Below are 21,052 nucleotides of genomic sequence, written 5' to 3' on the forward strand. Positions count from 1 at the left end.
TGACCATGAAACTGAAATCGCATTGGTGGTGGGATCATACCGCAAAAGACTTCTCCGAATTCGAGATGGAGAAGTTCGTGGCGATCCTGCCGATCGCCGCCGTCGAGCAGCACGGGCCGCATCTGCCGGTTCGCGTCGATGCCGCGATCAATGCCGGCGTCGTTGCCCGCACCGTCGAACTGATGGATGACGACCTGCCAGTTCTGGTCCTGCCGATGATGCCGGTCGGCAAGTCGGTCGAGCATACCGCCTATCCGGGCACGCTCACCTTCAACTACGACACGCTTGCCAAGATGTGGTTCGAACTCGGAGAGAGCGTCAATCGCGCCGGCTGCCGCAAGATCATCTTCGTCAATTCGCATGGCGGCCAGCCGCAGGTGATGGACATCGTCTGCCGCGAGTTGCGCATCAAGCTCGACATGTTCGCCGTGAGCGCCTGGGCGAGTGCCGGCGCCGATTTCTCTGACCTGTTCAGCACCCATGAGATGAAGCACGGGATCCATGGCGGCGAGGCAGAAACCAGCGTGATGTTGCATCTGCATCGCGAGCTGATCGACATGCAGTATGCCGAGGATTTTGTTCCCGTCTCCGTCGAGCTGGAGGCGGCCGGCGGGTTGCTGATGCCGGAAGGCCGGATCGGTTACGGCTGGCAGACCCAGGACGTGCAGCCTTCCGGCGCCTGCGGCAATGCCGCTGCCGGCGATGCCGAGCGCGGCCGGCTTTATGTCGAGCGCAGCGCCACCAATCTCCTGAAGCTGATCAGGGAAGTACTGGATTTCCCGCTCGACCGGATCACTTCCAAAACCATGTACAAGGGCTGATGATTTGACGATGTCACCCGCACCATACGGCGTTTCCGGCCCCGAAAGGGGCGAGCTTCTGCTCGATGACGGCGTCGTGCTGGTGTCCGACATCTATCGTCCGATCGGGGAGGGCACATTTCCGGTCCTCCTGATGCGGCAGCCCTACGGGAGGGCCATCGCCTCCACCCTCGTGCTGGCGCACCCCTCGTGGTATGCCTCGCGCGGCTATATCGTCGTCATCCAGGACGTGCGCGGTTGCGGCGATTCCGGTGGTGTTTTCGAGGCTTTCGTCAGCGAGATGGCCGACGGCGCGCGCACGCTGGAATGGGCGGCTAAATTGCCCGGAAGCAGCGGCAAGCTCGGTCTCTACGGCTTCAGTTATCAGGCCGTGACACAATATTTCGCCATTGCCGGCAAGGGGAGGGTGCGGCCGGATGCGATTGCGCCTGCCATGGGTTCGTGGATGCCCCGTGACGACTGGGCCTATGAGGGCAATGCCTTCCGACTCGGGCTCAATGCCGGCTGGGCAGCACAGATGGCGCGGCTGACCGCTGCACGGCGCGAGGATGCCAGGACCTATGCGGAGATCGGCGGTGCCGGAGACGATGCAGCCCTTCGCGACCTGCTCGTCTTAAGGCCCGACATATCGCATCTCGGCAAATGGGTGGCGGACGAAAAGGACTATTGGGATGCGGTTTCGCCGGGTGCGCTGCTGGCCGACGATCCGCTCGATATTCCGGTCCTTCACACCGGCGGTTGGGCGGACTTCCTGCTTCAGGGCACCTGGGCTGCAGACGCCGCGTTCAGGGCCAAGCATCCGGACGGCACCCATCTGGTGATCGGCCCCTGGACGCATGCACCCTGGAACCGTGCAGGCGGCGCCTCCGACATGGGAGCTAATGCGGAACTCTCGATCGACGGCGCGCAGCTGGCCTTCTTTGATTTCTATCTCAAGGGCTTTGGCGAAAAGCCGCAGCCGGTGAGGTTGTTCGACATGGGGCGTCGGTCCTGGTGCGATTTCGCAGATCGCCCCGTCAGCTCCGAAGCCGAGTTTTTCCTCTCCTCCTCAGGCCTTGGCGCGGCCATGGTCAGCGACGGTAGCCTGTTGACGGAGAGTGGCGCGCAAGCCCGCGACACGTTCGTGCACGATCCGACTCGGCCGACGCCGCTTGTCGGTGGGCATCTCGGCACGCCTGTCGGCTTTGCCGATCGCAGCAACCACGATAACCGCGCCGATGTCGCCGTCTATACCAGTGCGCCCTTCGACGCGGCGCGTTTCTTCGTTGGCGAGGCCTCGGCCGAGATCGAGGTGGAGACGCAATCCGAAGGTTTCGACCTCTGCGCGACGTTATCGCTCGTAGGGTCGTCCGGAGAGGCGAGGGTGCTGAGCACCGGTTATGCCCGCTTCGCAGGCGGCGGCAGGGTTTCGGCGCGCATCAGTCTGCGCCCTATCTGCGTCACCGTTTCCGAAGGTTGCGCCTTGCGGCTTTCCCTGCAGGGCGCCGGCGCGCCGGTCTTCGAAGTCCATCCCGGCGACGGGCCGTTCGCCTCCGTGCCCGAAATGGCGCGGCGACCGATTACCATTTCCATCTGCCATGGCGGGACGACCCGTTCCCGCCTGATCATGCCCGAGGCTCCCGACAATGTCGCATAAGCACTACCTGACGCTCGACAACATCACGGCCACCTACGGCGATTCCGTCGCCGTCAGCGGCCTCACGATCGAGGTCGCCAAGGGCGAGCTTCTGTCGCTGCTCGGGCCGTCCGGCTGCGGCAAGACGACGACGCTCCGGATGATCGCCGGTTTCGTGCAGCCATCGGAAGGGCGCGTCATCCTCAACGGCGAGGACATCAGCAAGCGCCCGGTCCATACCCGCAATATCGGCGTCGTCTTCCAGTCCTACGCGCTGTTTCCGCATCTGACGGCGCTCGACAATGTCGGTTTTGGCCTGCGCATGCGCCATGTCGGCAAGGCGGAATGCCGCGCCCGCGCCGCCGCCGCCCTCGATACGGTCGGGCTCGGCGCCTATTACGATCGGTATCCCGGCCAGCTTTCCGGCGGCCAGCAGCAGCGCGTGGCGCTTGCCCGCGCGCTGGTGATCGAACCGGACGTGCTCCTCCTCGACGAACCGCTGTCCAACCTCGATGCCCATCTTCGTGCCGACATGCGCGCCGAAATCCGCACGCTGCAGCAGCGGCTTGGCATCACCACCGTCTTCGTCACCCATGACCAGCAGGAAGCGCTTGCGATGTCGGACCGCGTCGCGGTGATGAACAAGGGCCTGCTGGCCGAAATCGGCACGCCGGTCGCGCTCTGCGACCGGCCGCATTCGCCATTTACCGCCTCCTTCCTCGGTGCCCGCACGGTGATCGAGGGCAAGACCGAGAACGGCCTGTTCACCGCGCCGGGGCTGACATGCGAAGGGGCGCCTGCCGGTGCCACCCGTCTCGTGCTGCGCGCATCTCGCCTAAGACTGTCCGGCGAGACAGGCCCGCTGCATGTCTCAGGCACGCTCGTCAATGCAGCCTTCCTCGGCGACACCTACGAAGCCGATATCCAATCCGCATGCGGCACGATCCGCCTGATCGTGCCTTCGGATATGCCGCCTCCGCCCCTTGGGACGCCGTGCAGCATCCAGACCCAGCCGGGTGGCGCCACATTCATCTGACCGAAAAAAGGGGAACCAAGACATGAACGTCTCGCGTCGTACATTCAACAAGCTGATTGCCGGTGCCGGCCTTGCCGCACCGTTCCACATCATCCGTCCCGCCTCCGCGCAGGAGCCGAAAAAAGGCGACGAACTGGTCGTCGGCATCTGGGGCGGCGCGCAGGAAAAGATCGTCAAGGAATATGTCGAGAAGCCGCTGGTCGAGAAATACGGCTGCAAGATCAGCTACGTTCTCGGCGGCACCGGTGACCGTCGCGCCCGCGCCTATGCGGAACGCGGCCGTCCGAGCTTCGACGTTCTCTACCTCAACATCTTCGAAAGCCGTCAGGCGGTGAAGGACGGCGTGACCCAGGCGCCGACGCCTGCCGTCAAGAATTTCGAAGCGCTCTATCCGAGCGCTCGCAAGGGCGGTTACGGAGTTGCCTTCAACCCCTGCACGATCGTCTACGACAAGACCAAGGCGTCGAAGCCGATCACCTCCTGGAAGGACATGTGGAACCCGGAATGGAAGGGCCGCATCGCCTGGCCGGATGGTCTGGGCGCCGAAGGCATTTCCGCGCTGATGATGGCCGCCCGGGTCTGGGGCGGCGACGAGAAGAACGCCGACATCGCGTTCGAAAAGGTCAAGGAACTGAAGCCTTTCGCGGCGATCCAAGGCAGCCAGGCGCAGCTTTTCGAAATGTTCGACCAGAAGCTCGCCGATCTTTCGGTCGAATTCGGCAGCTTCACCCAGTCCTATGTCGAAACGCGCAATCCCAATATTGCGATCGCCACCCCGGTCGAGGGACAGGCGCTTTCGATGAACGTCGCCTGCATCACCGAAGGCACCAAGAACCAGAAGCTCGCCGAAGAGTGGATCAACCTGCATCTCTCCGAACCCTGCATGCTCGCCTACGCACGCCAGATCTACTACTCGCCGACCGTCAGCAACATCACCGTGCCGGACGACATCAAGTCGAAGCTCGTGCTCGGCGATGCCAATGTCGCCAAGCTCGTCGATTTCGATTGGGACGTGATCAATGCCAGCCGCGCCAAATGGCAGGCGAAATACGATCGGGAGATCGCCGGATGAACCGTTGGATCGGGCCAGCGCTTGCAGCGCCGGTCACCCTTTGGCTGCTTTTATCCTTCGCGGCGCCAATGTTCGTGGTACTCGTGCTTTCCCTGCACGAGTATCCCGATCCTTTCGGCCCGCTGTTTTTGGCACCGTCGATCGCGCAGTTCCGGGATATCGTATCGGATGGCTTCTATTTCGGCGTCGTCTCCGAAACCATCCTGCTCGGCCTCGGCGTCACCGTGATCACCGCGCTTCTCGGATATCCGCTCGCCCACTGGCTGGCGCGGATGCCGGTGAAATACCGCGCGGCCGCGTTTGCGGTCATCCTCATTCCGCTGCTGACCAATGTCGTGGTGCGCTCGCTCGGCATCATCCTGCTGCTGGCACCCGAAGGGCTGGTCAATTCGGTCACCGGCCTCATCGGCATTCCGCCGGCCCGGTTCATGCTGTTCACCCATGGTGCGGTCGCGGTTGCACTGGCGCAGGTCTTCCTGCCGTTCATGGTGCTGGCGCTCTACGACAACCTGCAGAATACCTCGCCACGGGTGCATGAAGCGGCCCAGAGTCTTGGCGCATCTCCGGCGGTCCGGTTCCTCACCGTCGACCTGCCACTCTCCCTGCCGGGCCTGCGTTCCGGCACCGTGATCGTTTTCCTGATGGCGACCACGGCCTATGTGTCCGCCTCGCTGCTCGGCGGAAAGAAGGTCTGGACCACCGGCATGCTGGTGCTGCAGGAGGCGATCAAGAACCTCAATGCGCCGCTTGCTGCCGCACTTGCGATCATCATGACCGTCACCGGTCTCGCCTTTGCGGCGCTCTGCGCCTACGCGCTCAACCGGCTGATGCCGTGGCTGAAGGGCAAGCCCAGCAATCCGTGGAGCATTCCGCGCTGGCTGGTGCCGATCATCGACATCCTCGGGCCGATCGTGTCGAAGCTGCTGCTTGCAACCTCGTTGCTGCTCCTGCTGCTGCCGCTGGTGCTCGTCTGCGTCCAGAGTTTCAACGACGTGCCGCAGGCAACCGCTTCCGGCTTCCGCGGCTTCACGCTGAAATGGTACGAGGCGGTATTCTTTGCCGGAACCTATGCGGATGCCTTCTGGGTGTCGGTGCAGCTCGCGGTCACCTCCATGCTGGTGGCACTGGCGCTCTCGCTGCCTGCCGCATTCGCGCTTGCTCGCTATCCCTTCAAGGGCCGGTCCGCGCTGCTGACCTTCTGGCTTTTACCGATGTCGCTGCCGCATGTGGCGATCGGCGTCGGCATGCTAAGGCTGCTCCAGATCTACCTGATCGTCCCGCCTTTCCTCGGCCTCGTGGCGATCCACGTGATCGTCATCCTGCCGTTTGCGATCACGCTCCTGACCACCTCGGTCATGGGGCTCGATCGGGCGCAGGAGGAGGCGGCGGCGAGCCTCGGGGCAAGCCCGGTGCGACGCTTCTTCCTGATCATCATGCCGGGACTGGCGCCGGGGCTGTTCGCGGCCGGCATCGTCGGCTTCCTGCTGAGTTTCGGCGAGGTGACGGTGACGAGCTTCCTCACCACCGCCCGGCTGACGACTCTGCCGGTCAGGATCTACGCGGAATCAACCTTCAGCCTCGAGCCGACCGCGCATGCAATCTCAGCGGTGTTGATACTGTTTACCGTGATCGCGCTGACCGTACTGGGCAAGGTCGTGCGTCTTGATCGCCTCTATGCCAGATAGACAAGGTGGAACAACGGGTGGAGATCCGGAATCAAGCTGGATATCCAGGAGGTTCGGACCAATCGCCACTCTATGTCAGTAGATAGACAAGGATCGCCGCTCCCAATATCCAAAGCGCACTCAGAAAGGCTAGAGAAACAGCAACCGTTCTGCGGTCAAGTTGAACCCACGGCCGTGGACCGCGCAGGCTCATGGCCGACGTGTTATTGCGGGCGGCTGGAACTCCGAAGACCGATATACTTTCTTCAGCAGAAGCAGTTTTTGACAGTCTCGCTTTCATGCCAGTCTTATCCGATTTGTCCAAATCCATTTAATTTTGAAGGCATTCTGCCGGAGTTGATTGCCGGCGCGGCGACAAGATGATGCACCTGCAAAAGTTGTCCCGGTAACTCGTCGGTTGCGGTGGAAATTTGCCGAAGATACGCTACATTTCCTGATTGAGCTGGACGACAGCGACAGCTGTATGGAGGTTCCACTGCCGCAGGGCCGCCCCCAGCGGTTACCCCCACTGCGGCGAGGGCTCGACGTGCTTCCATACCGCCCGTCGAGCCCTTCGTGCCGCCCCCACTGCACCGTTCGACGACATCAACCGTCGCTCACTATCCGATCGCGGTTCCCGCCTATTGATAGGTTTGACTTGGTGTTTTGCGTGAGTGCTTGGCCGCCGTAACATCCAGATCACCGGTAAGCTCCTTGGTGATCGCTTCAAGCGTCACGGAAAGTCCAGCCTCGACCTCGATTGATTTGAGGCCCTTTGCGATCTCTCTCGCGTAGATCACCAGCCTCGCCAGAGCGACGAGTTCTGCTTCCATATCAATTTGCAAATCCGAGCATGCCATGCACCAACCCCCAACCTGTGCGGGCAATCTAAAACTCTTTGAGGGCGTCGGGCGTGACATCGGCGTGACACAACGCATGGCTGATGACGCTAGTCGTCGCGCCAGAGAGATGTTCGGTTAAATTCAAAGTGGGTGGGGGGAGAATAGGCGTCGGCGTGCCGCAGGGCATCGATCAGGGCCATGGCGTCCGCGTTTTTTTGGTCCACATAGTTGTGGCGAAGAATTCGCAGCAATTCGTTGGCGCGCCCACTCGCAATCTCCGAGCAGTTTGCCACGACCGCGTTCCAGCTGCGGGCCTTGAAGAACAAAGATCGCGCGCTTTCCTTGAGATGCCGCGCTTCCCGGGCGGAGATCAGACCGCGCGTGCAACAGCCGGCGATCGTTGCGTCGACGTTGACCATCGGAACGGTGATAGCAATATATCCAAGCTCTTTCGGTCCATGCAGCAGTGCGACATCCGCATCATCGACACGGATTTCGCTCGCATAGGCCGCAAAGATTTCCCCAATGCCGATCATGCCGAAGGCGTGACATTCTGCCGCCCGCAAGGCACCCATGCTCGCCGCTCCAAAGACCGCCACGCCTTTCGAGAGACCGTAGAGAATTTCCTTGTGCCAGACGGGGGCGACATATTCGAAGGCGCCGTCGATCAATCCGATGGCCCGCGCGCCCTGGTCGACCGCCAGCCGCACGTCTCCCTGCATCGCCGGCGGCCTCACACTCATATCGTCGGAGGCGAAACGTCCTGCCTCCGGCAGGCTTGGACCGACAAAAAGTACTTTCATGAGGTAAACGATGCTGTCATCGCCCTGCCGCCCAATCTGTGCCGTCGCTCTCCCTCGGGGCTTTCCAGTCCGGGCACCAATATCTTGACGACCGCGAAGGGCAATGCCGGCTCGCTCAATCGGACGGCGATTGCTTGCGTGATACCCGACCGCTCCAAGTTCCCCAGGATTCCTGCGAGGTCGCCTGGACCGGGCAAAGGCGCGCCGCGTGAAGGATCCGCAGAAAACAACTTTAGCAACCGCTCGGGCAGCGGTCGCCGATAGGTTTCATGGAATACGTCATCGCGTGCGCCGCTAATATAAGTGACCCGGGACTGCGCGGCCTCCGTCAGCGCGCGTATGGCAGCGCGTTCGGGGGATGGATGAGCACCGCAGCCGAACGTCACGTCGACATATCGCGGGGCACGGGACGCGAGCGCGGTTTTCGCCGCAAGGAAGGCGCCGATACACGGTACGCCGATATCGCTTGTCATGTCGAACATGCGCAGCAGGATGCCCGCATCCTCGATCTTCACGATGAGGGACCTAACGTCCTCATCGCTGAATGCGTCGGGTTCCAGACACCTGGAATGCTGACTGGATTGAGGAAGAACCTGCCACAAGACATGAGCGTCGCGTTCGACGCGCTCGAGAAGACCGTGGAAAATTGCCTCGTCATATGTGTTGCCCGATGCAAGGCCATCCGAAGATTGCCAGTATCGGCAGTTCGACAGGGTCCGATCGAGTGACACGGCTTCGGCCGGAACGTAGACGCGATCAAAACTGAAGAGGTCTTCTCCCGCCGCAAATGCCATAATGTCGGTTGCTCGGGGAGGGGACTGGTTTCGGCCAAGAAACGGCACAAGCAGGTCGACACGCTCGTCGGCATCCGAAAGAGCCGACGCGGAGACATTCCTGATCGACAGGAACGGGTCGCAAGCGGCCGCCCGCTCTATGGCCTCCATGACCGCGGATGTTCTCGCATCGGCATCGGTAAGTCCTTTGCCTTGAGCAACCACTATCGATTTTGCGTTTGGAGTATAGGCGCACCAGACCGGAATGCCGATATGATCGAGTCCGGTCTGGCGGCCGATACGGGTTATTCCAAGCGTCTTCAGAAAAGGACGCACCCGCTCGTAGGTCTCCTCGGGTAAGCAGATGCGGTCCATCGCTTACGCCGTCGGCAGCTTAGCCATCGAAGACACCGGAGAAAGCCTGTTCGGAGGAGGAGACTGCAACCGCCAGGTTGACGTCTTTGACAATTGTTCCCCCTGCATTTCTAAGATCGTTTGCCGCGGCCAGCGGTCCGGAAACGGGCGGCTGCATCGGCAGGACCGTTCCTGCGTCGATGTCCGCCAGATAAAGCTGATCGTCTCCGGGCAGCCCGATTATCACAACTCTTGCCATATTTACCCCTCAGGTTGTTGGCACGAAAAATCTAAAATCCGGCTTTCATCAGGCCCTCTCGGTAGAGTTCCTTCTGCCATTGTTCTTTCACCGGAAGCACCGAAAGCCATTTGTCGAGATCGAATTGCGGGTTGAGCTCCTGAGCCCTGCGGCGATGGACGCGTGCCTTCGCGGTATCGCCGGCCATAGCATAACTCGCCGCAAGCAATCTCCGGGCCGACGAGGAGTCCCCCATTTGATCTATGTAGCTGACAGCCTGATGGAATTCACCCAGGAAATAGCTGGCGCCGGCCGCAATCCAGAAATAATCGTCGGGGCATATCGGATTTAAGCGGATAGCTTTGCTGATCTTCGCCAACCCATCGGCAGGCTTCGATGCATGAACCAAAGCGTCGGCATACCCGCATATTGCGTCGGCAAGGTGCGGGCTCAATCTCTCCGCCCGATCGAATGCCTCCAGGCTTCCGTCGACATCACCGCGGTAAAGCCTCGATAGCCCAAGCTCCCTGTGCGCCGATGCCAGTTCCGGCTCCAAGGCCACCGCTTTTCTTGCCGTTTCTTCCGCCTGAACCAGCAGCTCTGTCTCTCCCCGCGCCGTCAAGACCCATTCCCAGGAGTAGGTACGGGACAAACCCGCCAACGCCGGCGCGAAATCTCCGCGCATTCTCAGCGTTTCTCGAAAGGCATTTCTGGCCCGGCGCACGTCAGGGAGCGTGAACTTGTTGAGATGCTGGGCGCTTGCGAGATAGGACCTATAGACGTCCGGATGAGCACAGTAATCAGCGAGCACAATTTCGGTGCGCTGCAGGTGGTCGCTGATGGCCATCACGATCATCTGCGCCACTTGTCTGCGGTGTGAAGCAAGTGAGCTGGCGTTGAGGCGGAAACGCTCCGCCCACAAAACGCTATCCGAGGGAAGGAACACCATCTGTACGAAGAGGCCTTCGCTGCTGATGTTGGTGTCAAGGACGTAGGAGATGGAATGTCTCTCCAGCTGGGCCATCTTATCCGCATCCTGCCGGATGCGGGCTGCCGTATATGGAGCAACGACCGCCACCGTCCTCAAGGAACAAAGACTTATCGTGATATCTTCCATCAACGCGCGAGCTGGATAAGCAGAGTTTTGCTGCGCTTCCTGGGGGGGTAGCAATACCAGCCGGGGGAGTTCCATGGGCATTTGGGGGACGATTGCTGTCCCCATGGGCAACGTGAACTCGGCTCGACCGATCGATGATGTAGAGGATCCGATTTGGTCTTCATGACGATGCGCCCCAAACAGCACCTCGCGTACGGCGGAATCGCCCGGATCGTGTTCGAGGAGTTGTTTTGCGCTATCCTTGACATCGGCCCATTCCGACCGACTTGCCGCGGCTGCTTGTGCCTCGAAGAGCCCCGCGCGAAAACGTTGCCACTGGACCGAACGTTGTTTCTCGACCCATGGTTTCAGACCGACGGGTAAATTGGCTTCGTCCATAAACTGCCGCGTCATCAATTTCGACATCGCGTTCAATCGCGGCAGCGCTTCAAGATCGTTGGAGAAGACGGAGAAATCCGCCTCAAGCGGCTCGGCGGATCGCTGTACGGTCGAAGCCGTGAAATCGAGTGGAGCGGGCCAGCCGTCCATGGCGCATTTGCGCACGCGCTCGGTCATCTTTCGAAAGTTGATTTTGGCTGCGTCTTGATCGCCTGCCCAAAGCAGCCGCGCCAGATAATCTCGCGGCAGCTCAAATTCATCGCTGGCCAACATATAGGCGAGGCCGAACAGTGCCTTCTGTGGCAGTGGCACTGTCCCTCGTTCCTCGTCAGCAAGCCAAAGGCCGCCGAATGTCACAAGGCGGAGCATCGGAATGATCCGTTAAGGCGTTGCGCCGGGATCCGCGTGATCGCGATCCAGACCTGACGGGGCACCCAAGGATTTGACCAGTTGAACGATGTTTTGGCGCAGCTTCGCATTTGCCACCCTCTGGAATGCCAGATTGAGTTCCACCCCCTCGCGGGTTGCCAGAAAGGAGGTCACCGCATCTTCCTCGTGCACGACAGGCTTGCTATCGGTTGCCGATGACGGGGTTGGCGCATCGGCAAAGAAATAGCCGACAGGCGCGTTCAGTATAGTTGCAATCATCTGAAGACGACTGGCGCCAACCCGATTGGTCCCCTTTTCGTATTTCTGCACTTGCTGGAAGGTAATCCCAAGCCCGTCGGCCAGTTTCTCCTGGGACATCTTCAGCATGGCCCGTCTCAATCGGATCCTTGATCCAACATGTACATCAATCGGGTTCGGCTTTTTCTGATCCATCACTGTACCCTCCGTCACGGCTACACAGTGGTATAAACCGAGACTTCGTGCAACTAGGACCTGTCGGCAAAGGTGCGCGCCCGGTGGAGAATCTACGCAAGGAGCATCATGCCAGGTCGCAGGAAGTGGGTAAGGACCTCTCTGACGAGGCTTCATCCGTCGGTTCAGTTTCCCTCGCCATGGCGGACCCACTGGCTGGATCGATCTCGGGACCGGAAGTTCGCTCACGTCCAGCTTTAAAGGGTTCTGCTAATTTACGGCTGTCCGGAAGCAGTCGCCTAACCTCACCCACTTGCTGGTCGCCGCACTCTGCACCGCGTGGGCGGGAGAGGGGCTGCGCCCCTCTCAGGGTAGTTGGTGGCTTTAGCCCATTCGGTTTCCTCCTTTCGGTTCAGAGTTAGAGGGCTGTGCTTGGCGCACTGACGGATTGAGAGGGTTGGAGAGAGGCTCCGGCCGGTCCGTCATGGAGAAACCGACATGGCCCAGGCCATCGAAAAGATCACCCTCAGTGCAGCCCGCGATATTCCCTTCAACAAACTGGTGTTGAGCCAGCAGAACGTCCGTAGGATAAAGTCCGGTGTTTCGATCGAGGAGCTCGCGGAAGACATCGCCCATCGCGGTCTTCTGACCAGCCTCAACGTCCGTCCTGAGCTTGACGAGAACGGCGACGAGACTGGCATCTACCGCATTCCCGCCGGTGGCCGCCGCTACCGTGCGCTTGAACGGCTGGTTTCCCAGAAGCGGCTGGCAAAAACCGCAGGCGTTCCCTGCATCGTCAGCCGCGGCGAGACGCTTGAGGTCGAGGACTCGCTTGCAGAGAATGTCCAGCGCGTCAGCCTGCATCCGCTCGACCAGTTCCGCGCCTTCCAGACGCTTCGGGAGCAGGGGCTTGGCGAGGAGGAGATCGCTGCACGGTTCTTCGTCTCGGTCGCAACCGTTAAACAGCGCCTGCGGCTTGCGTCCGTCTCCCCACGGCTCCTCGATTTCTATGCCGAAGACGAGATGACGCTTGAGCAAATCACGGCGTTTTCGATTGCCGACGATCACCTTCGCCAGGAGCAGGTCTGGGATGCGATCTCGGGCTCGCATAGCCGCGAGCCCTACTATATCCGACGCCTGCTGACGGAAACCGCAGTCCGCGCCGCCGATCGTCGCGCCGTTTATGTCGGCATCGATGTCTACGAAGCAGCCGGCGGTGTGGTGATGCGCGACCTGTTCGAGCAGGATCAGGGCGGATGGTTGCAGGATCCTGCATTGCTGGAACGGCTTGCCACGGAAAAACTCAAGGCTGACGCCGAGGCAATCCGGTCGGCCGAGGGCTGGAAATGGGTCGAGACGGCGTTCGACTTCCCGTATGGCCACACATCCGGCCTTCGCCGCGTCTACGGCACCCAGGCCGAGATGACCGAGGAGGAACTGGCGCGCCACGACGCCATCCGCGCTGAATACGACAGGCTCGATGCCGAATATGCCGAGGCCAGCGATTATTCGGAGGCAACTGAACAGAAGCTCGAAGAGCTTGGCGCCGAATTCGATCGGCTGAACGACCGACCGTATGTGTTCGACCCTGAAGATGTTCTCCGCGGTGGCGTCTTCATCTCGCTCGCCGCCAGTGGCGAACTCAAGATCGAACGCGGTTTCGTGCGACCGGAAGACGAGCTACGGGCAGATTTCGCTTCAAGCGATGCCGACGGCAGTGGAGACAGCAACTCGTCCGCAGCCGCAGCCGCGGCACCGAGCGAGGTGGTCGATCAAGCCGACGACGATGACGAGGCAATCAAGCCGCTTCCCGATCGTCTTGTTCTCGACTTGACCGCAGCACGGACCATCGCGTTGCGCAACGCGCTCGCCAACGATCCGCTCATGGCCTTTATCGCCGTGCTGCATGCCTTTGTGCTGAAGACCTTCTATCTCAATGGCTCGGATTCGTGCCTGGAACTGACATTGCAAAGTGCTCGGTTCAGCCAGACCCCCGGGCTTGGCGACACTGTTTGGGCCAAGGAAATCGACCAGCGGCAGGAGGCCTGGGGACATGATCTTCCCAAGGACCCGAACGACCTCTGGGCGTTTCTGATCGCGCTTGACGAAGTGAGTCGTCAGGCGCTGTTCGCGCATTGCGCCTCGCTGTCGATCAACGCGGTCATCGAGCCGTGGAACAAACGCACTCGCGCACTCGCGCATGCCGATCTCCTGGCCCGCTCGATCGGCTTCGGCATGGTAGAGGCCGGCTGGGTGCCGACGGCCGACAACTATCTCGGACGCGTCACCAAGGCTCGCATTCTGCAGGCGGTCCGCGAGGCCAAAGGCGATCAATCGGCGGAGCTGATCGGCCATCTCAAGAAGGCCGATATGGCCCGCGAGGCCGAACGGCTGATGACCGGCAGCGGCTGGCTCCCCGAGCCTTTCCGTCTCGCCACAGACGTCGCTTCCGTCGACGAAGCGACCAGCGCAACCGGCGAGGTTTCCAGTGAGGGTGCCGACGAGCCCGGGAATCCCAATCTTCCGGCATTCCTGACCGATGATGCCGATGATGTGTCCACGCAGAAGGACGAGCTCGACGAGCAGCAGCACCCCGACGCAGCCGAATAGTCGTTTTTTGCGATCAACCCACGGCCCGGCTCCGCAAGGAGACCGGACCGTTTCCAGTTTCAGGAGTAGTCCAATGCCCGACTTTACGATCGAAACCACCTACCATTTGCCGATTTTCCGGCATCGCACCTACGCCGCCGAAACGCTCGAGGCGGCCTGCCGCGCGGCCATCGAGGACGACAATTGGGATATCGTCGAGAAAGATCACGAATCGCCCGGCGAAGTCCATGTCAGTGGCATCTGGGGAGGCACGCATAGCGCTTATACCGGCCCGTCGATCCCGGTGCCCTCGCAATTCGATGAAGCCGTCGAGCGACGTGCACGTTATTTCGAGATCCTGCTCGGCCTGCTGAAGATCTTCTTCGATGACGCGCATGCAGCGCGGCCGCCATCACCCGACTGGCTGACGCGTTCGGCTTGGGAGATTGCGCGGGGCGACGCCATTCTCGGCCGCGCGCCGGACCCTGATCAGCCTGTCGATCCACCGAAGGCAAGCCATATCCTCGCTCGCCTACAGGAAGATCAGGTTCGCAATGCGATCGCGGCCGTGCTGGATGTCGACCGCAGTTTCGGTGCGCTATCGCCGGCCGCGGTGACCGACGACGAAATCCATGCGGCGTGCCTCAACATCGCGATAACGATTGACCTCTCCGACGTCGTCGGCAACGCCGAATTCCAGTCAGCACTTGCAGCGATCCGGGCAGCGCATCGGCGCCTTTATCCAGACTGACTGAAGACCATCCACTTCGCTTCCCCTCAACCCAGCCTGGCCACAGCGCCGGGCGCTTGTTTTTCAGGAGACACTCCAATGAACACTTTAGTCCCCAGCACGCGGCCGGTGTCCTCCGGCTTCAAGGTCGATATCTCGCGCGGCGAACGTATCGGCCGGGTCTCGTCCGAATGGTTTTCCCGTCCAGACGACGAGCGGTTCCTGTCGTTGACAGAGCTTTACGAAACCGTCCGGTCCCGGGCCGAGCGCGCGCATGCCCGAACCGTCGAAAGCGCTGCGATCCGGGTCGAGGCCACACGTGACAATACCGAGCGGCTCGAACTCGTCGTTCCCGGCCGGCATCAGCCGATCGCGCCGACCCATTGGAGCTACGGCCAGCTCTGCGGCTTGGTCGGCGCGCCGGCGACCTATATGCGTCAGCTGCCCGCGCCGCTCGCGGCGATCAACCTGCAGCACGGCCTGCTTAATCATCGTGCGGAATTGGTGAAGACGCTCGAAATGGAGGACGGCCGTGTCGAGCTACGAGCGGTAACGGGCCTGGAATACGGGCGGATCTGGGACCATGAACTTGTGTCAGCGATCATGAAGATTGCCGGCAATGGAACCGGCGATACGATCTGGAAGGTGCCCGGCCTTCTCGACTGGGCCAGCATGACCCACAATCCATTCGTCGATATCTCCAAGGATACGACCACGCTCTATGCCTCGGATCGAGACGTGTTCGTGTTTCTCGTCGACGATACCCATCCCATCGAGGCCGGGCGGCTTCGCAACGGAGAGCCTGATCTGTATTTCAGGGGCTTTTATGCCTGGAACAGCGAAGTCGGATCGAAGACGCTCGGCATCGCCTCATTCTACCTTCGGGCCGTGTGTGCCAACCGAAACATTTGGGGCAGCGAAAATTTTGAGGAAATCACCATCCGGCACTCGAAATTCGCGGCCGATCGTTTCGCCCACGAAGCAGCACCCGCACTGACGAGCTTTGCCAATTCCTCTCCCGCGTCGTTCGTTGCAGGCATCAAGGCGGCTCGCGAGCGCAGTGTTGCGCGAGATGATGAGGACCGCCAGGCGTTCTTGCGCCGGCGCGGCTTCTCGAAAACGGAGACCGCCAAGATCATCGAAACAGTTCTTTCCGAAGAAGGCCGGCCGCCCGAGTCGATCTTCGATTTTGTGCAGGGCATCACCGCGCTCGCCCGCGGCAAGACCAATCAGGACACGCGCCTGGAGCTTGAGGGCAAGGCGAAAAAACTGCTCGAGAGCGCCGCCTGACGATTTCCATACGCGGTTGGGCTCCGAACTCCAGGCGCGTCTCAAAATCCCGTCATCGTCATCCCAGAGCCCGGCCAAGCACCGGGCATCTTTATGTCTGGAGCACCCCAATGGCCATCCCCGATCATGCCCGCACAAACTTCGACACGCTGCTGCGCACCGCGTCCGAGGGCAATCTTGCTCTCTTGGAATGCCTGGATGCCGCGACGCGCGAGCCGCGTTACGTGCTTTGCGCCGTCAGCCGCAGTGAGGACGAATACGTTTTCACGCCGTTCGGCCATCTCGCCGACGGCAATCCTTACGAAGCCTATCTGCCGCCCGGCCCCGACGATCCGACCGGCTTCATTGCGAGTTCGGCAACCTAAGCGCTGATGATCGCTGGCTGAGTTTCAGTCGGCGATCCCGCAATTCCTCACTGGCTACCCCCCGTTTTGCTCATCCAAACCTTCGGCAGGACGCTTGGGGTGCGCCGCTCTTTCCTCAATTTTGGAGCATCGTCCGATGAGTATCATCTCGCATCCTCAAACCGTCTCCACCTCTCCACGACCTCATGTCAGAAGCAGCGCTGAAGCACTTTTGGATGCTGCCGCTCAAATCACGTCGCTTCTTGAACGGGGTAAAGCCGTCGGCACCGCTGATTTGCGGCAAATCATGACGGAGGTTTTCGGCGGCAGCGACGCCGCGGGCCTCTGGCTCTGGAAGGATGCCTTTGAGGCGACCGAAATCGCCCAGGTGCTGTTTCTGCGCAAATTTCGCGCGGTCGTATCTCGAACCCAGTCGCCCCAGTCGACGCTCGCGATGCTGACGAAGCTGGCAAACCTCTTGCCGACCCATAGCCGACGGTCCGAGGAGAGCCAGGCCCTGCAGCAATTCTCGACTCCGATCCCTCTTGCGTACGTCGCATCGCGTGCTGCAGGCATCATAGCCGCAGACGTGGCGCTCGAGCCGTCGGCTGGGACCGGCATGATGGCGATCTTTGCGGAACTCGCGGGCGCTCGCTTGGCGCTCAACGAATATGCGGTCGTCCGGCACTCGCTGCTGCAGCGGCTTTTCCCTCATGTTCCGGTATCGCAGCACGACGCCGCACATATCGACGATTACCTCGACCGTTCAATTCGGCCGACCGTGGTGCTGATGAATCCACCTTTCTCGGCCGGGGTCCATGTCGAAGGTCGCGTCGCCGACGCCGCTTGGCGGCATCTGACCTCCGCATTCGCTCGTCTGGCCCCCGGCGGCCGATTGGTCGCGATCACCGGCTCAGGCCTTTCCCCCGATAACCGCTCATGGCGCGACGCCTTCGTCCGGCTCCAAGGGGAGGGCACCGTCCTGTTCAGTGCAGCGATGGATGGCGGAATCTACGCCCGCCATGGCACCACGACGGAGACGCGGCTCACCGTCATCGACAAGATTCCCGCCGATGATCCGGCCAAGGTGGTGGCGTCGAAGGGCACCGCGCCCGATCTGGAAACGCTGCTCGCCTGGATCAGCGGCCTTCCAACGCGTTCGCCATCGCCGACGTCCATCGGCACGCTCTCCGACGGAACCCACCGTCATGTCGTAGCGAAGACGGCGGCGCGCAAGGCCGCCGGCGCCGTGCAGCCTGTGGCGGTCATCGCTCCTCCGCATCGGCCAACTGCTGCCGCCCGGATTCCCCGCGCAACGGTCGAGCATCTCGCGCCTGTGAGCGATGAAATCATCGAACTCTCCTACGAACTGCACGATGCTGCTGCGCCGGACCATATTGGCGCCGCCGATGGTCTCTACGAGCCCTATCGGCTGCAGTCGATCCACATCCCCGACGCAAGGCCCCATCCCGACACGCTGGTCGAATCCCTTGCCATGGCATCCGTCGCACCGCCGAAACCGACCTATCGTCCGCACCTGCCGAAGCGCACCGTCACCAGCGGCGATCTCTCGGACGCCCAGCTCGAGAGCGTCATCTATGCCGGCGAAGCCCATTCCGGTTATCTCGCCGGCTACTGGAATGTCGATGCCTCCTTCGACAACCTGAAGGCTGTCGCGCCTGACATCGACCACGCCGTTCGCTTCCGTCGCGGCTGGTTCCTCGGCGATGGCACGGGCGCGGGCAAGGGCCGCCAGGCCGCCGGCATCATCCTGGACAATTGGCTCAAAGGCCGCCGTCGCCATGTCTGGATTTCGAAGTCCGACAAGCTGATCGAGGACGCCCAGCGTGACTGGGGCGCGCTGGGCCAGGAAAAGCTGCTGGTGACCCCGCTGTCGCGGTTCCGCCAGGGCAGGTCGATCAAGCTGGAAGAGGGCATCCTGTTCACCACCTTTGCGACGTTGCGCAGCGATGAGCGCGAGGGCAAGCGCTCGCGGGTTCAGCAGATCGTCGACTGGCTCGGCGACGATTTCGACGGCGTGATCGTCTTCGACGAAGGCCATGCGATGGCAAACGCAGCCGGCGGCAAGTCCGAGCGCGGCGACAAGGCGGCGTCGCAGCAGGGCAGGGCAGGCCTTCGCCTGCAACGTGCCCTTCCGGACGCCCGTATTGTCTACGTCTCGGCGACCGGCGCATCGGAAGTCGAATCGCTGGCCTATGCCGAGCGCCTCGGTCTCTGGGGCAGCAGCGACTTTCCTTTTCCCACACGCTCGGAGTTCATTGCCGCGATCGAAGACGGCGGTGTCGCCGCCATGGAAGTTCTCGCAAGAGACCTGAAAGCCATGGGCCTCTACGCATCGCGCTCACTGTCCTTCGAGGGCGTCGAATACGAGATCCTCGAGCACGAGCTGACCGAGGAACAGGTCCGCATCTACGATTCCTATGCCGAGGCATTCCAGGTGATCCACAATCATCTGGATGCGGCGATGGAGGCCTCCGGTATTACCGGCAAAAGCGGTACGCTGAACAACAATGCCAAGGCCGCGGCGCGTTCTGCCTTCGAAAGCTCGAAGCAGCGCTTCTTCAACCATCTGCTGATCAGCATGAAGACTCCGGCCCTGCTTGCAGCGACCGCCAAGGATCTGGAAGATGGCCACGCCGCCATTGTCCAGATCGTTTCCACGGGGGCAGCACTGACCGAACGCCGTCTGTCGCAAATCCCGACCGAGGAATGGGGCGATCTGCAGGTCGACGTGACGCCGCGGGAATATGTCATAGACTACCTCATGCACTCCTTCCCGGTGCAGCTCTTCGAGGAATTCTCCGACGCCGAGGGCAATCTCAGTTCCCGGCCGGTCCATGACGTGGATGGCAACCCTGTCATCTGCCGGGAGGCCGAACGGCGTCGCGACGAACTGCTCGAAACACTCGGCAGCCTGCCGGCCATCCCGACGGCGCTCGACCAGATCGTCCAGCACTTCGGAACCGAGCGCGTTGCCGAAATCACCGGCCGCTCGCGCCGCATCGTTCGCCGCGAGGACGGCAGCACGATCGCCCGCTATGGGGTGGAGAGCCGGCCGGGCAGCGCCAATCTCGACGAAGCGCGTGCCTTCATGGATGACGAGAAAGCCATTCTCGTCTTCAGCGATGCCGGTGGAACCGGGAGATCCTATCACGCGGATCTCGCCGCCCGGAACCAGCGCCTGCGTCTTCACAATCTCCTAGAAGCCGGCTGGCGTGCCGACGTGGCGATCCAGGGCCTCGGGCGCAGCCATCGCACCAATCAGAAGCAGCCGCCCCGGTTCCGGATGATCGCCACCAACGTCAAGGCCGAACGGCGCTTCCTCTCGACCATCGCCCGGCGTCTCGACACGCTCGGCGCCATCACCCGTGGCCAGCGTCAGACCGGCGGGCAGGGCATGTTTCGAAGCGAGGACAATCTCGAATCCCAATATGCCCGCGACGCGCTGCGGCAATTCTACGGACTGCTGCATGCCGGCAGGATCGAAGGCTGCTCGCTGGAGAAGTTCGAGAGTATCACCGGCCTATCGCTCATCTCGGAGGAGGGCGGATTGAAGGATGAGCTGCCACCCATACTGACCTTCCTCAATCGCATGCTGGCGCTGACGATCACCATGCAGAACCTGCTGTTCGAGGCCTTCGAGCAGTTGCTGGCCGCCCGTATCGAAGGCGCGATCGCCACCGGCATCTATGACAAGGGGCTCGAGACGATTACCGCCGACAGCATGACGATCACCGACCGCCGGCTGATCTACACCCATCCGGTCACCGGCGCGCAGTCGCACCTCTTGACCATCGAGCGCAGGGATCGCAATGCACCGATGCAGCTCAAGGATGTTGAGAGCCTCGTCAGCCAGGACCCGCGCGCGAAGTTGATGGTCAACGGCAAGTCGGACCGGCCGGCGGTGATGGTGCCGACCCGCTCGATCATGCTGGACGACGGCTCCATTCAGCCGCGCGTGTCGCTGATCCGGCCGATGGACGAACTGCGCTTCGAAGTCCGGCAGCTCGAGGAGACGAATTGGGAGGAGGCTGACGAACAGGCTTTCGTCCTCGCCTGGAATACCGAAGTCGCTTCCGTGCCGGAATTCTCGACGTCGGTGATGCATATCGTCAGCGGGTTGTTGCTGCCGATCTGGAAATTGCTGCCGCAGGATTTCTGCCGCATTCGTCGTCTGCAGACTGATGACGGCGAGCGGATCGTCGGCCGTGTCATTGCGCCGGACCGGCTGGCCGGCTTTTGCCGCAACTTCGGGATCGCTCAGACGGAAGTGCTGACCGGCGACCAAGCCTGGACGGCGCTGGTCGATGGATCCTCGATCGTCGGGCTTGCCGGCGACATGACGCTCCGCCGCGTGCGGGTGATGAACGAGTACCGCGTCGAACTGACCGGCTTTACCGATGGCATGCGTGACTGGCTGCGGTCGATCGGCCTGTTCTCCGAGATGATCAATTGGAAGCTGCGCTTCTTCGTGCCGGTGACAGATGAGGGCGCGGAGATCCTGTCGAAGCTGATGCAGCGTCATCGCCTCGTCGATGTCGCGCGCCGGTCGTGACGGAGGCCC

General features: G+C 61.6%; 16 protein-coding genes. 10 read left to right on the forward strand and 6 right to left on the reverse strand.

Translation table 11 applies throughout. From position 1 onward, the window contains the following. Positions 1-5: 5 nt before the first annotated feature. From ACZ9IU_RS26735 to ACZ9IU_RS26755, 5 genes are read left to right on the forward strand one after another with little or no spacing between them, the layout of a single operon-like run. The gene (locus ACZ9IU_RS26735; protein WP_040124916.1) at positions 6-821 is read left to right on the forward strand and encodes a creatininase family protein; all 816 of its coding nucleotides are present in this window, start codon (positions 6-8) and stop codon (positions 819-821) included. 10 nt (positions 822-831) lie between these two features. Continuing rightward, on the forward strand, positions 832-2,457 hold the full coding sequence (locus ACZ9IU_RS26740; RefSeq protein ID WP_040124915.1) for a CocE/NonD family hydrolase: 1,626 nt from the start codon (positions 832-834) through the stop codon (positions 2,455-2,457). Beyond that, positions 2,447-3,472 carry an ABC transporter ATP-binding protein gene (locus ACZ9IU_RS26745; protein WP_040124913.1) on the forward strand — a complete coding sequence of 342 codons (1,026 nt, stop codon included), beginning with the start codon at positions 2,447-2,449 and terminating at the stop codon, positions 3,470-3,472. Before ACZ9IU_RS26740 ends, ACZ9IU_RS26745 begins: the two co-directional genes overlap by 11 nt. A 22-nt stretch (positions 3,473-3,494) precedes the next feature. Continuing rightward, the gene (locus ACZ9IU_RS26750; RefSeq protein ID WP_040124912.1) at positions 3,495-4,544 is read left to right on the forward strand and encodes an ABC transporter substrate-binding protein; all 1,050 of its coding nucleotides are present in this window, start codon (positions 3,495-3,497) and stop codon (positions 4,542-4,544) included. Next, positions 4,541-6,229, forward strand: a complete 1,689-nt coding sequence (locus tag ACZ9IU_RS26755) for an ABC transporter permease subunit (protein WP_040124910.1) — start codon at positions 4,541-4,543, stop codon at positions 6,227-6,229. The genes ACZ9IU_RS26750 and ACZ9IU_RS26755 overlap by 4 nt, the downstream gene beginning before the upstream one ends. A 620-nt stretch (positions 6,230-6,849) precedes the next feature. Here ACZ9IU_RS26755 and ACZ9IU_RS26760 read toward each other — a convergent pair. The 6 genes from ACZ9IU_RS26760 to ACZ9IU_RS26785 form a co-directional block, all read right to left on the reverse strand. Next, a complete protein-coding gene (locus ACZ9IU_RS26760) occupies positions 6,850-7,068 on the reverse strand; it encodes a hypothetical protein (RefSeq protein WP_157885310.1) in 219 nt (72 codons plus the stop codon). 89 nt (positions 7,069-7,157) lie between these two features. After that, entirely contained in the window at positions 7,158-7,760 is a 603-nt protein-coding gene (locus tag ACZ9IU_RS26765; RefSeq protein WP_367396527.1) for a TfuA-like protein, read from the reverse strand. An 89-nt stretch (positions 7,761-7,849) separates the two neighbouring features. Beyond that, positions 7,850-9,001: a YcaO-like family protein gene (locus tag ACZ9IU_RS26770; RefSeq protein WP_040124905.1), complete on the reverse strand. Its 1,152-nt coding sequence runs from the start codon at positions 8,999-9,001 to the stop codon at positions 7,850-7,852. Between the two features lie 19 nt (positions 9,002-9,020). Then, complete coding sequence (locus ACZ9IU_RS26775; protein ID WP_040124903.1) at positions 9,021-9,239, reverse strand: hypothetical protein; 219 nt, start codon at positions 9,237-9,239, stop codon at positions 9,021-9,023. 31 nt (positions 9,240-9,270) lie between these two features. After that, on the reverse strand, positions 9,271-11,082 hold the full coding sequence (locus ACZ9IU_RS26780) for a tetratricopeptide repeat protein (protein ID WP_040124901.1): 1,812 nt from the start codon (positions 11,080-11,082) through the stop codon (positions 9,271-9,273). Between the two features lie 12 nt (positions 11,083-11,094). Continuing rightward, positions 11,095-11,535 carry a helix-turn-helix domain-containing protein gene (locus ACZ9IU_RS26785; RefSeq protein ID WP_040124900.1) on the reverse strand — a complete coding sequence of 147 codons (441 nt, stop codon included), beginning with the start codon at positions 11,533-11,535 and terminating at the stop codon, positions 11,095-11,097. A 477-nt stretch (positions 11,536-12,012) separates the two neighbouring features. On the opposite strand from ACZ9IU_RS26785, the gene ACZ9IU_RS26790 reads away from it, so the two are divergent. The 5 genes from ACZ9IU_RS26790 (at position 12,013) to ACZ9IU_RS26810 (ending at position 21,043) form a co-directional block, all read left to right on the forward strand. Beyond that, positions 12,013-14,124 carry a ParB/RepB/Spo0J family partition protein gene (locus ACZ9IU_RS26790; RefSeq protein ID WP_040124898.1) on the forward strand — a complete coding sequence of 704 codons (2,112 nt, stop codon included), beginning with the start codon at positions 12,013-12,015 and terminating at the stop codon, positions 14,122-14,124. Between the two features lie 73 nt (positions 14,125-14,197). After that, on the forward strand, positions 14,198-14,854 hold the full coding sequence (locus tag ACZ9IU_RS26795; protein WP_040124896.1) for a hypothetical protein: 657 nt from the start codon (positions 14,198-14,200) through the stop codon (positions 14,852-14,854). Positions 14,855-14,932: 78 nt separating this feature from the next. After that, positions 14,933-16,123 (forward strand): hypothetical protein, encoded by a 1,191-nt coding sequence (locus ACZ9IU_RS26800; RefSeq protein ID WP_040124895.1) that lies wholly within the window; start codon positions 14,933-14,935, stop codon positions 16,121-16,123. A gap of 110 nt (positions 16,124-16,233) precedes the next feature. Continuing rightward, a complete protein-coding gene (locus ACZ9IU_RS26805) occupies positions 16,234-16,488 on the forward strand; it encodes a DUF6117 family protein (RefSeq protein ID WP_040124893.1) in 255 nt (84 codons plus the stop codon). Positions 16,489-16,624: 136 nt separating this feature from the next. Continuing rightward, positions 16,625-21,043 carry a strawberry notch-like NTP hydrolase domain-containing protein gene (locus tag ACZ9IU_RS26810; RefSeq protein WP_040124891.1) on the forward strand — a complete coding sequence of 1,473 codons (4,419 nt, stop codon included), beginning with the start codon at positions 16,625-16,627 and terminating at the stop codon, positions 21,041-21,043. The last annotated feature ends 9 nt before the right edge of the window (positions 21,044-21,052 follow it).

Source organism: Mesorhizobium sp. USDA 4132 (genome assembly GCF_056279545.1).